This window comes from Streptomyces sp. NPDC005576 (genome assembly GCF_042871745.1).
Lineage (GTDB): Bacteria > Actinomycetota > Actinomycetes > Streptomycetales > Streptomycetaceae > Streptomyces.
The window spans coordinates 41,393-53,184 of the sequence record NZ_JBIAJC010000026.1 but is presented as its reverse complement, the minus strand read 5'-3'; the positions used below and the strand labels follow the sequence as shown (position 1 = coordinate 53,184).

General features: G+C 68.6%; 10 protein-coding genes. 7 read left to right on the top strand and 3 right to left on the bottom strand.

Going from position 1 to position 11,792, the window contains the following annotated elements; translation table 11 throughout:
* The 5 genes from ACFYPN_RS31845 to ACFYPN_RS31825 form a co-directional block, all read left to right on the top strand.
* A partial coding sequence (locus ACFYPN_RS31845) for an SDR family NAD(P)-dependent oxidoreductase (protein WP_389303125.1) occupies nt 1-3,483 on the top strand: 3,483 nt, incomplete at its 5' end.
* Nucleotides 3,484-3,529: 46 nt separating this feature from the next.
* Nucleotides 3,530-4,381 carry a 3-hydroxyacyl-CoA dehydrogenase family protein gene (locus ACFYPN_RS31840; RefSeq protein WP_389303122.1) on the top strand — a complete coding sequence of 284 codons (852 nt, stop codon included), beginning with the start codon at nt 3,530-3,532 and terminating at the stop codon, nt 4,379-4,381.
* A gap of 26 nt (nt 4,382-4,407) precedes the next feature.
* Nucleotides 4,408-4,659: an acyl carrier protein gene (locus ACFYPN_RS31835; protein ID WP_358766284.1), complete on the top strand. Its 252-nt coding sequence runs from the start codon at nt 4,408-4,410 to the stop codon at nt 4,657-4,659.
* 89 nt (nt 4,660-4,748) lie between these two features.
* Entirely contained in the window at nt 4,749-5,954 is a 1,206-nt protein-coding gene (locus ACFYPN_RS31830; protein ID WP_389303119.1) for a hypothetical protein, read from the top strand.
* Nucleotides 5,955-5,956: 2 nt separating this feature from the next.
* The gene (locus ACFYPN_RS31825) at nt 5,957-8,611 is read left to right on the top strand and encodes a condensation domain-containing protein (RefSeq protein WP_389303116.1); all 2,655 of its coding nucleotides are present in this window, start codon (nt 5,957-5,959) and stop codon (nt 8,609-8,611) included.
* A gap of 27 nt (nt 8,612-8,638) precedes the next feature.
* On the opposite strand, the gene ACFYPN_RS31820 is transcribed toward ACFYPN_RS31825, so the two are convergent.
* Together ACFYPN_RS31820 and ACFYPN_RS31815 are read right to left on the bottom strand one after the other, a co-directional pair.
* Entirely contained in the window at nt 8,639-8,830 is a 192-nt protein-coding gene (locus ACFYPN_RS31820; RefSeq protein WP_389303113.1) for a hypothetical protein, read from the bottom strand.
* A 5-nt stretch (nt 8,831-8,835) separates the two neighbouring features.
* Nucleotides 8,836-9,063: a hypothetical protein gene (locus ACFYPN_RS31815; protein ID WP_358763583.1), complete on the bottom strand. Its 228-nt coding sequence runs from the start codon at nt 9,061-9,063 to the stop codon at nt 8,836-8,838.
* Nucleotides 9,064-9,236: 173 nt separating this feature from the next.
* Between ACFYPN_RS31815 and ACFYPN_RS31810 the strand changes: the two genes are divergently transcribed.
* Nucleotides 9,237-9,536, top strand: coding sequence for a transposase (locus ACFYPN_RS31810; RefSeq protein WP_389303110.1), 300 nt, complete (start codon nt 9,237-9,239; stop codon nt 9,534-9,536).
* Nucleotides 9,487-10,434 (top strand): IS3 family transposase, encoded by a 948-nt coding sequence (locus ACFYPN_RS31805; protein WP_389303107.1) that lies wholly within the window; start codon nt 9,487-9,489, stop codon nt 10,432-10,434. Before ACFYPN_RS31810 ends, ACFYPN_RS31805 begins: the two co-directional genes overlap by 50 nt.
* Here ACFYPN_RS31805 and ACFYPN_RS31800 read toward each other — a convergent pair.
* Nucleotides 10,406-10,849: an HNH endonuclease family protein gene (locus ACFYPN_RS31800; protein ID WP_389303128.1), complete on the bottom strand. Its 444-nt coding sequence runs from the start codon at nt 10,847-10,849 to the stop codon at nt 10,406-10,408. The two genes, ACFYPN_RS31805 and ACFYPN_RS31800, sit on opposite strands and share 29 nt — an antisense overlap.
* Nucleotides 10,850-11,792 lie beyond the last annotated feature (943 nt).

Genomic DNA, 11,792 nt, shown 5'->3' with positions numbered 1-11,792 from the left:
CTCGTCGCCCTCCGCGGCCGCCTCATGCAAGCCCAAACCCCCGGCGCCATGCTCAACGTCATGGCCGACCGCACCACCGTCGAAGCCGCCCTCCCCGGCACCCTCTCCCTCGCCGCCCACAACGGCCCCCGCGACTGCGTCGTCTCCGGCCCCCACGACGCCATCCACACCTTCACCACCCTCGCCGAAGAAAACGGCTGGCCCACCCAACCCATCACCACCAGCCATGCCTTCCACTCCCCCCTCATGGAACCGATGATCGCGAAATTCACCACCGCGGTCGCCACCACCAACCCCCAAACCCCCCACACCCCCATCATCTCCAACACCACCGGCACCTGGATCACCGACCAACAAGCCACCGACCCCACCTACTGGGGCCACCACATCCGCGCCACCGTCGAATACGCCACCAGCATCCAAACCGCCACCACCCAACCCGACACCACCCTCCTCGAACTCGGCCCCGGCCAAACCCTCACCAGCCTCGCCCGCCGCATCCTCACCCACACCAACACCCACGCCACCACCCTCGCCTCACTCCCCCACAAACGCGACCCCCGCACCCCCACCGAAACCATCCAACGCACCCTCGCCAACCTCTGGCTCACCGGCACCACACCCCACTGGCCCACCTACCACAACCACCAACAACGCCACCGCATCCCCCTCCCCACCTACCCCTTCCAACACAAGCACTACTGGCTGGAGCCTCAGACCCCGAAGGCCGTGGTCCGGCACGCGCCCGGCCCGCACCCGCTGCTGGACCAGGTGCTGCTCCGGTCTGCCGGTCAGTCCGTCTTCCTCACCGAGTTCTCGCTGGAACGGCACTGGGTGCTCTCCGAGCACAAGCTGCTGGGGGAGGCGATCGTCCCCGGAACCACGTACCTGGAGATGGCCCGAGCCGCGGCGTCCGAGCACTTCGGCCGCCCGGTCACCGAGCTCCGCGACGTCACGTTCCTCGTTCCGCTGCTGGTGCAGGAAGGCACTTCCCGTACGGCCCACACGACCGTCCGCGAGATCGACAACCTACGGGCCGAATTCACCGTGGCCAGCCACGACCCGGCGAGCGACCACTGGACGACGCACGTCCAGGGCACGGTCGGCGTCAGGCCGCACTCCTCACCCGCTCCACAGCAGGACCTGGCTGCCCTGCGTGAACTGTGCTCGCTGGAGAGCGTGGACATCGCCCAGCGGCAGGCCGAGCACAAGGTCATGGACTTCGGCGACCGCTGGCGCAGCAGCCTGCCGACCGTGCACGTCGGCGTCCGGGCCGCCCTCGGCGTACTCGACCTTCCCGAGCAGTACCGCAACGAGTGCCAGGACCATCCCCTGCACCCGGCCCTGCTCGACCAGGCCACCGGGTTCAGCGGCTTCGCCGTCCTGGAGAGCGCCGAGGACCGCCGGCTCGCCCTCGGCGAGCGGGGCTTCTTCCTCCCGGTCGGCTACGACTCGCTGCTCCTGTACGGCCCGCTGCCCGCCCGCGGTCTGAGCTTCATCCAGCCGCACCCGGGCTACGTGGACAACGCCGAGTTCCGCAAGGTCGACGTGGTGGTCTTCGACGAGTCGGGGGCCACCGCCGCCGAGATCCGCGGCTTCACCGTGAAGCGCGTCACCGACGCCCGGAGCACGGTCGCCCAGCTGCGCCCGCACGCCCGGCACCACACCCTCCGGTGGATCCCGGCGCCGGCGCCGGCGCCCGAGAAGCAGCAGGCCCCGCCCGCCCGGGTCCTGGTGGCCGGTGAACACGGCGGCATCGGAGCGGAGTTGAGCGCCGCGCTCCGTGCGCGTGGAATCGTCGTCACCGAGGCGGAACTCGCAGGCGAGTGGCGGCAGACCGCTCCGGACCGGTACGAGGTTCCGCCCACCCGGGAAGGCTTCGGGCGCCTGCTGGATGCGCTCGGTGCGGACCTCCCGGACGAGGTCGTACACGTCGCAGCTCCCGCCGACGGCGGCGTCCAGCAGGATCTGCGGACCCTCAAGGCACGGCTCGACCACGGCGTCCACAGCCTGTTCCACCTGGCCCGCAGCGTCTCCGAACGCGGTGCCGCCCCGGCCCGGCTCAGCGTGGTCGCCCCTTCGGTGGCGCGGGTGACCGGCACCGAGCCGGAGACGGCCGCAGTGCACGCGACGCTCTTCGGCCTGGCCAAGGTGATCGGGCAGGAGTTCGAGGGAACCGATGTGTTCTGCCTCGACATCGCCGCCGAAACCGGCGCGGAGGCCGTCTGCGCCGAGCTGCTCGGGGCCCGGACCCCCACCACCGTCGCGCTGCGCGGCGGATTGCGGTACGTCGCGGAGCTCGCGCCGGTACACCTGCAGGAGCAGCCCAGGTCCGCACCGGTGCGCCCGGACGGGGTGTACCTCCTCACCGGCGGCCTGGGCGGGCTCGGGCTCGCAGTCGCACGCCACCTGAGCCGCTCGGTGCCGGGTGCGCGGCTCGCCCTGGTCAACCGTACCGAACTGCCTCCGCGCGAGCAGTGGGACGAGGTCGCCGACGCCAGGCTGCGCGGGCAGATCGAAGCACTGCGCGAGCTGGAGCGGAACGGCGCCGAGGTCCGCAGCTACTCCGGCGACGTCACCGACTTCACGGCGATGCAAGCGGTCGTCGCGAAGATCCGCGCCGAACTCGGCGCTATCGGCTGTATCGTCCACGCGGCGGGCGTGGCCGGCGACGGCTTCCTCTTCCGCAAGGAAGCGGAAACCTTCCGCCAGACGCTTGACCCCAAGGTGCTCGGCGCCACCGTGCTGGACCTGGTCACCCAAGACGATCCGCCGGAGCTCATGGTCAACTTCGGCTCCACGGTGGCGATCTTCGGAGCGGCCGGGCAGGGCGACTACACTGCCGCCAACAGCTACCTGGACCACTTCGCCGAACAGCGCTCCGCGCGCGGCCGATGGACGGTGACGGTCGACTGGAGCGACTGGCTGGAAACCGGCATGGCCTTCGACCACGGAGTCCAGCAGGACCAGGGCTTCTTCCGGTCGGTATCGGTGGAAGACGGTCTTAACAGCTTCGAGGAGATCATCTCCTCGGCCTGCAGTCCGGTGATCGTCGGCGAGATCAACCACCCCAGGCTAGGCGGATCCGGGGGGCTAACGGAGTTGCTTCGCCGCGCTCCGCTGGTACTGACTGCCCCGATCCGGCAGGCCATCGCCGCCGCCCGCGGCAAGGGCGGCGAATCCGCCGAGGTGCCGCCCGCCACCCCGTCCGACGACGAGCCGAAGCTCTTCGGCAGGGAGAGCGGCGGCTTCAGCAACACCGAGCACGCGCTCGCCCGGATCTGGGCCCGCGAGCTCGACCTCACCGAGCTCAACGTGCACGACACCTCGTTCGCGCTCGGTGTGGACTCGCTGGCCGCGCTCCGGATCGCCCAGAGCATCCAGAAGACCATGGACATCCGTGTCTCCATGGTCGACCTGTTCCGCTACGTCACGATCGCGGACCTCGCCGCACACCTGGACACCAAGGACACCCAGGGCTGATCAGGCACACCCGCTTCCCTCTGTATCGCACGAAGGTGGTATCCCAGTGAGCATCCGAACCATAGGCGTGATCGGCGCCGGCACGATCGGCCGCGGCGTCGCCCATTCCTTCGCGGAGTCCGGATTCGAGGTGGTCCTCGTGGACGTCTCGCAGGCACAGCTCGCCAGCGCGATGGAGCAGATCGGCCGCGACCTGCTGGTCCAGCCGATGCTTCTCGGCAAGCCCCTGAAGGAGGACGCCAAGACCGTACTCGCCCGGATCACCACCGCCACCGAGCTCACCGCGCTGGTCGATGTCGACTTCGTGGTCGAGAACGTCACTGAGGACTGGGCCGTCAAGCGGTCGGTCTATGAGCAGATCGACATGACCTGCCGGCCCGGGGTGATATTCGGTGTGAACACCTCGGCCGTGCCGATCACCCGAGTGGGCTCGGTCACCGGCCGGCCAACCGAGATCCTCGGGCTGCACTTCATGAACCCCGTCCCGATGATGGACACCGTCGAGGTGGTCAGCGGGCACTTCACCAGCGAGGCGACGCTGGACACCGCCCTGGGCCTCCTATCGGAGATGGGCAAGGAGGGCATCGTCGTCCAGGACGCCCCCGGCTTCATCACCAACCGGGTCCTCATGGTGACCATCAACGAGGCGATCTTCTGCGTCCAGGATGGGATCGCCCCGGCCGAGGACGTCGACAAGATGTTCCGCGGCTGCTTCGGCCACAAGATGGGCCCCCTGGAAACCGGTGACCTGATCGGCCTCGACACGATCCTGAACTCCATCACGGTCATGTACGAGAGCTACAAGGACAGCAAGTACCGCCCCGCCCCGCTGCTCCAGCGGATGGTCGACGCACGGCTCCTGGGCCGCAAGACCGGCCAGGGCTTCTACACCTACTAACCCGACACAGCCAAGGAGAAAACCCCATGACTAACGACGACGTGCGCGCCCGGGTCCGTGAATTCCTTGCCCCGCAGCTGGCCGGCCAGCCCCTCGCCGACAGCGACGACTTCTTCGCCCTCGGCTACGTCAACTCCCTCTTTGCGATGCAGCTCGCGCTCTTCGTGGAGAAGGAGTTCGCCCTGACCCTCGGTCCGGCGGACATGGACTTCGACAACTTCCGGACGGTCGACGGCCTCGTCAGCCTCGTCACGTCGCGGACGGCGACGGCGGCCTAGTCCAGTCCCCCTGCGGGCGCGCGGCGGCCCTACGCCGCCGCGCGCCGGACCGTTCGACCGCTCTCCCACCGGCGAGGAAATCGACCACCATGACCCACCCCAACCAAGTCCTCACCCGGATCGACCTGCACAGCCCGATCCCTGAGGCGCTGGCCGCCGAGATCGAGCGTCGGCTCTTCTTCGTGTCGCCCGAGATCACTGGCTTCGAGTTGCACGCCGACGGCGGCGAAGTGCGCTCCGTGACGCTCCGCTCCGAACAGCCGCTCCCGCACGACGCCTTGGCCAAGAAGGTCAATTCCATGGTGGACAACGACGTCCGGAAGCAGTGGGTGACGCTGGCCAAGGCCGTGTGGACGTCGCCGCACCAGCGCACCCCACACCAGGACATATTCGATCTCCTGTCCAAGACGGGTGCGGTGACGGAGGTCGGTGAGGGACAGGTCGCCATCGGTGAGCCGCTGCTCTCCCTCTTCACCTACTTCGACCGTGCCGTGTGCGACCTGCTGGCCGAGAACCACGAGGTCCGCGAGTACCGCTACCCGACGCTGATCAGGACGAAGACGCTGGAGACGGCAGGTTACTTCAAGGCCTTCCCGCAGCACCTGATGTTCGTCACCCGGCTCCGCAACGATCTGGACGTCTACCGCGCCTTCCAGGAGCGGCACGCCGCCACCGGCATCGATTCCGCGGTTCTGGACTCCTGCGGCAACGTGGACTACTGCCTGCCGCCCACGATGTGTTACCACACTTTCAGCCAGTACAGCGACCGCACGCTGGACCCGGACCGGCTCCACGTGGTCACCTCTCGCGGCAAGTCGTTCCGCTTCGAGGCGGCGTACGCCACCAGCCTGGAACGGCTCTGGGACTTCACCATCCGGGAGATGGTCTTCATGGGGTCTCGGGACGTCGTGCTGAACGCCCGCGAACGCTTCATGCGGAAGGTCTTCGCCTTCATCGAGGAACTCGGCCTGAGCGGCTTCTGCGAGGTGGGCAACGACCCGTTCTTCTGCGGCACCGACACCTCCGAGCGCATCTGGTCCCAGCGGCTGCTGGAGCTCAAGTACGAGCTGCGGCTCCACGTCGCCCCCGAGAAGACGATCGCCGTCGGCTCCTTCAACTTCCACGACGACCTCTTCGGCAAGGCCTTCGGCATCGGCCACGGCACGGACGGCCCAGCCCGCAGCGGCTGCGTCGGCTTCGGCCTGGAACGGCTCGTCTACGCCTTCCTCTGCCAGTACGGGCTCGACTCCGCGGCATGGCCCGCCCGGGTCCGCGCCGCCGTCGGCGGGAGCTGACCATGGGCGAGCACAAAGGCCGTGCCCCACGGAGCCAACAGGAGGAGATCCTCTGCGCGGTGTTCGCCCAGGTGCTCGGCCGCGACCGGGTCACCATCGACGACTCCTTCTTCGAGCTGGGCGGCCACTCCCTGCTGGCCACCCGGCTCGCTGGCCGCATCCGCGCCGCCCTGGACCTGGAGGTTCCCGTACGGACGGTCTTCGAAGCCCCGACCGTCGCCCAACTGGCCAAGCACCTGGAGCAGGGATCGGGCAGCCGGCGCCCGCCACTGCGCCCGGTGGAACGCCCCGCGGAGATCCCCCTCTCCCAGGCCCAGCGGCGCCTGTGGTTCCTGAACCGCTTGCACGGCGCCGCCGGACACTACAACATGCCGACGGCCCACAGGCTGCGCGGCGACCTCGACCTGCCCGCCCTGCGCCTCGCGCTCGACGACCTTGCCACCCGGCACGAGAGCCTGCGGACCGCCTACCCCAACTGGGACGGCCGGCCCCAGCAGATCGTCCTGGAGGCGGACGAGGCTCCGGTCGAGCTGCCGGTCGACACCGTCACTGAGGCCGAGCTGCCTGAGGCACTGAGCGTCGCGGCCGGCTACGCGTTCGACCTCACCGCCGAGACGGCCCTGCGGGCCCACCTGTTCCGGCTCTCTGCGGACGAGCACGTCCTGCTCCTGGTCGTCCACCACATCGCTTGCGACGGCTGGTCGCTGCTCCCCCTCAACCGCGACCTGGCGCTCGCGTACGCCGCGCGCCGTCTCGGGCAGGAGCCCGACTGGCCGGAGCTCGTGGTTCAGTACCTTGACTACACGCTCTGGCAGGAAGAGTTGCTGGGCGACCCGCACGATCCCAACAGCCTGATCAACAGGCAGCTCGCCTTTTGGAAGGGGGAACTGGCGGGGATGCCCGACCGCTTGCGGATCGATGTCACGATGCCGCGCCCGGACACTCCCTCGCACCGGGGCGGCCGAGTCCCCTTCCGCGTCGGGCCGTCGACCCACCGGGCGCTGAACCATTTGGCGCGGGAGACCGGCACCAGCGTGTTCATGGTCGTGCAGGCCGCCCTTGCGGCCCTGCTCACGAAACGCGGGGCCGGCACCGACATCGCCATCGGCATTCCCACCGCCGGCCGCACCGACGAGGGCCTCGACGACCTGATCGGATTCTTCGTCAACACACTGGTGCTGCGGACCAGGACCGACGGCGACCCGACGTTCCGGGAGCTGCTGTTCCGTGTGCGGAGTACGGATCTGGCAGCCTTCGCCCACCAGGAGGTCCCGTTCGACCACCTGGTCCAGGCCCTCAATCCGCCGCGCTCCCCCGCCTGGCACCCGCTCATCCAGGTGATGCTCGCGTTCCAGAACAACGAGAGCGCCGAGCTCCAGCTCCCCCGCCTGGAAGTGGAGACCGAGCCGGTCACGGAGGGGATCACACGCTTCGACCTCCGCTTTGAGCTGTTCGAGGGCTTCGACGGCCACCGGGCGCCGAACGGCATCGACGGCAGCCTCACCTATGCCCTCGACTTGTTCGCGCCCGCGGAGGCCGAGCGGCTGACTCAGGAGTTCACCGAGCTGCTCGACGCGGTGGCTGCCGCTCCCGGCTCACGACTCAGCGCACTCGACGGTGCGCCCGTCCACGAGCTGAGGGGCAGCGGCCCGTCCTCCGTAGCGGAGCCCGTTGCCGCTGGCGGCTCCCGGATCGCCTTCGTCTGCTCCCCGTACGGGCAGCAGTGGGTCGGCATGGGGAGGACGCTGTTCCGCACGGAACCCACCTTCCGGGCGGCACTCGAGGAGTGCGACAGCGAGCTGGCCCGGCATACCGGCTGGTCCCTCGTCCACGAGCTCTTCCTCGACGAACCCGAAGCCCGGACGCATGACGTCGGCGTCATACAGCCCATCCTCTTCGCCCTCCAGGTGGGTATCGCCCGCTGGCTGGAGGAGGCGGGCGTCCGGCCGGGTGCTGTCACGGGCCACAGCATCGGCGAGGTCGCCGCCAGCGTCATCGCCGGCATCCTTGACCTGCCGGACGCCGCCCGGCTCGTCCACCACTACAGCGACCAGCAGCGCCGCGTGGCCGGCCCGGACAGCGGCATGGCCGTGGTGGAGCTCTCGGCCGCTGACCTCTCCGAGCACGTGCGGGGGCGCGAGGGGAGCGTGTGCGTGGCCGCCCGGAACGGTCCGCGGACCACCGTCCTGGCCGGCGACCGGTCCGAGTTGGAGGCCATCGTCGCCGAGCTCCAGGCCGCGGACGTGCTCTGCGCAATGGTCCGGGTCGACCTGCCTGCCCACAGTCCGGCGATCGACCGGATCCTGGCGGACCTCGAACAGGCCATCGGCGAGCTCACCCCCAGGCCCGGCCGCATCCCTATGATCTCCTCGGTCACAGGGCGGGAGCTCGACTGGCGGCAGGCCACGGCGGGCTACTTCGCCCGGAACCTGCGGCAGCCGGTCCTGCTGGCCGACTCGACCGCCGAGCTGCTGAAAGACCACGACGTGCTGGTCGAGGTCAGCGCACACCCGGTACTCGCCCCCGCACTGTGGCAGAGCGTCGAGGACTCCGGCGCCAACGCAACCGTGCTGACCACCATGCGCCGCGGCCCGGACGACCGCGCGGGCCTCATCGAGACCCTGGAACTCCTGAAACGCTGGAACGCCTCGGCCTGAAGACCTGGACGAGTCATTCCGATGTGATCAGTGGTCGTAGGCGATCAGGGATCGTATGACCGGCTGTCCGGTCCTGTGGCTGTGCCAGATCGCCGCGGCCAGCGCGAGTATGCGTGGGGCGACGCGGAAAGCGAGGCGTTCGAAGGTCCGGCCGCCGCGCTGTTCCAGGTCGAGTTGGCCCTTGAGGGTGTCGTTCACCGACTCGATCAGTTGCCGCACCGACTTCAGGAGGCTCTCGCCCTTGCGCTTCTTCTCGCGCTTGAACGCAGGACGCAGCGACTCCGCGTTCGGAAGACCAGGTCGGCCTCGAACTCCTTGGAGGCGAAGCCCTTGTCCGCGATCACCAGCAGCCCCGGCCGGCCGGTGACCGTCTCCGGTTCGCGGTCCAGCATCGCCATCAGCACCTGGCGTTCGTCGATCTTCGAGTTCGGCAGGGCCCACAAGATCGGCATGCCGGTCGGGGTGCACACCAGGAACAGGTGCAAACCTCAGCAGAAACAGCTGTGGTTGGCGCAGTACCCGTATCCGGCCCAACCGGCCATCTCCGACTGATGTTCCTCCTGTGAGCTGGACAGCCTGATACTGGGACGGATGGTCCCGGAGGAAGTTGTCACAGGTAGTGAGCATGAAAAGCAATACGGGTAAGCGATATATGGCCGAGTTCAAACGAGACGCGGTCGCGTGGGCATTGTCCTCGGAGAAGACGTTCACCGGGCTCGCGAGGGATCTCGGCGGGAGTCCGGAGAGGCTGCTCGGATGGGTGAGGCAGGCGAAGATCGACCGCGGGGAGAGTCCGGCCGGGGCCCTGACCACCGTGGAGCGTGAGGAGCTGGTCCGGCTGCGGCGGAAGGTCCGCGAGCAGGAGGCCACGATCGATGTACTGGGAGAAGCGACCGCCTTCGTCGCCCAGAACAGGACGAGGTAGACACCGCGGCACGGTGTCGTCTCATCGACGCGGAGAAGGCATCCGAGGACAATCCTGCAGGTCACAGTGTGAGTCACCTATGCCGGGTGTTGGGAGTGCCCCGCTCCACCTACTACGCGCACCTGGCATCACGGCCGGCCCGGGCGGTGCGGCAGCGGGCCGTGGAGCTGCTGGTGGGCGAGGTTCGGATTTTGCATGCCGGCTCACGCGGCGCGTACGGTGCCGCGCGGCTCTGCGGCGGGCGGGCCGACTCGTCAGCGAGAAAAGGGTCGAGCGGCTGATGCGCGTCCACCACGTCGCGGGATCATCCGGCGACGGCGCCGCGGTCTCACCCGTCAGGCCGGTCGTGTTCGCCGCCGATCCCATCGGCCGGGACTTCACCGCACCCCGTCCCGGCATGCGACTGGTCGGTGACACGACCGAACTGGTCACTGTGGAGGGGAAGTTGTACCTGGCAACCTGCATCGATCTCGCGACTCGGGAGGTGGCCGGCTGGGCCATGGCCGACCATCACCGCGCCGAACTGCCGGTTGCCGCCCTGCGGATGGCCGCCGGACGCGGCGGCTTGGAGGACAAATGCGTCATGTCTACGGATCGCGGCAGCGAGTACACGGGTGACGAATTCCGCGCCGAAATAAGCAAGTTGCGCATGCGGCAGTCGATGGGGCGCGTCAGCTCTTGTTGCGATAATGCCGCCGCGGAGAGCTGGTTCGCTCTGCTCAAGGCCGAGATCGGAACGACTGTCCGGGAGACCTGCGAGGCCGCCCGGGCCGACCTATGTCACTACATCGGGATCGAGTACAACCGCAGCCGGCTCCGCCGGCACCCCGATCACGGATACGTCACCCCGCTCGAAACGAGAATCCTGCTCAGGCAGAACCTGACCCCGGCAGCGTAAACACCCGTTGTCCGACTCGCGGAGGGAACTTCACAGCGCGGTCAGGGGTGGCCTCGTACTCCACGACCGCGTCCGGGCAGGCTTCGGCGAGCTTCAGCAGCGCGGCGTGCTCGGCCTCATCGGCGCTCAGTTCCCAGCGGAGCTTCGTCGCGGTCCAGTCGGTGGCGTACACGCAGCGGTCATCCTCGGTGGGCGGAAGCCAGGAAGCGGGGTCCTTGTCAGCCTTGCTCCTGTTCGACTTCGCAGTCACCGCGATCAGCGATCGCTCCGAGCCGAGATCATTGGCGTACGCCTCGCGGTGCTCGGCGGTCCAGCCGTACGCTCCGCTGCCCCCGCCTCCGCGAGCGGCACCATGTGGTGGATGTCCAACTTCCCGGCGTCGGCGACCTCGGCCTTCTCGTACCCCGACATCCACGCCCCTTCGCTGATCGCGCACCGAACCCCCTGGGTCGGCTTCGTCGTGGCCTCCGCGAGCAGGGCCTCGGGCCGAGGGGAGCACGCGTCGCCGTCCTCGTCGATCCCATGATGGAAGCTGTCACGCTCGTACCCGTCACGCTTCTCCACCGCCGTCAGGAGTTTTCCGACGGCGTCCGCGAGCAACAGCCCGCCCGCTGCGGGAGCCCCACCCGGCGCTCCGGGCGGTGACGGCGTGAGAGGGAAGGTGGAAACGCTGGAGTCGGGCTTCGCGTCGCCTTCCTGGTCCGCAACGCCCGGGTTGTACCCGGCCAGGGAGACGGCGAGCAGGGCGAGGGTGCTCGCGGTGCCGTGGTCGCCGATGATGGCGATCCGCAGGTCCTCGTCAACGAGGAGCACAGGGACACGCTAACCATCCAGGGGGGCCGCCGTGCAGAGGATCTGGCTGGCGATCATGCCTTGTTTCCGGGGTAGTTCTGCTTGCCGGGAGGTCAAAAACGCCTGTGCGGCCGCCTGACGCCCCGTCTTGGGTCAGGATGCCCCGCCATACCAGCTGTGCCGAGTTCGGCTGTCTACACCGCCATTACGGCTGTCGCTTTTTTGTTGATTCTACAGTTTTAGGGGATTTAGGAAGTTCGCGTGATGCAGTTCCCTACGCTGGAAGGGCTGGACGTGGCGTAGTCGAATGCACAGGTGAAGCACAGCTCGTTCGATGTCCGGCTCGTAGTCGCAGAGCTCTCTCCGCACACCTGACCGGCAAGCTTGCACTCGCAGCCCTGGCGTCGCCTACTGGCGGATGAACACCCTCTCCGCCCACGAGCTGTGGGCCCTGCAGACCGTACTGCGAGGTCGAGTAGGTAAAGCTCACCCGTACCGCCGATCGGGCGGGACCGCGCAGCACCCCGGGGAACTCGGACAGACCGCGGGCCGTCGATCCGTCCGCT

Excerpts from the sequence above, each read along its gene's own strand:
- ACFYPN_RS31805 (WP_389303107.1), top strand. The coding sequence starts at position 9,487 with ATGTACTGGGAGAAGCGACCGCCTTCGTCGCCCAGAACAGGACGAGGT.
- ACFYPN_RS31830 (WP_389303119.1), top strand. The coding sequence starts at position 4,749 with ATGACCCACCCCAACCAAGTCCTCACCCGGATCGACCTGCACAGCCCG.
- ACFYPN_RS31825 (WP_389303116.1), top strand. The coding sequence starts at position 5,957 with ATGGGCGAGCACAAAGGCCGTGCCCCACGGAGCCAACAGGAGGAGATC.
- ACFYPN_RS31810 (WP_389303110.1), top strand. The coding sequence starts at position 9,237 with ATGAAAAGCAATACGGGTAAGCGATATATGGCCGAGTTCAAACGAGAC.
- ACFYPN_RS31835 (WP_358766284.1), top strand. The coding sequence starts at position 4,408 with ATGACTAACGACGACGTGCGCGCCCGGGTCCGTGAATTCCTTGCCCCG.
- ACFYPN_RS31815 (WP_358763583.1), bottom strand. The coding sequence starts at position 9,063 with ATGCCGATCTTGTGGGCCCTGCCGAACTCGAAGATCGACGAACGCCAG.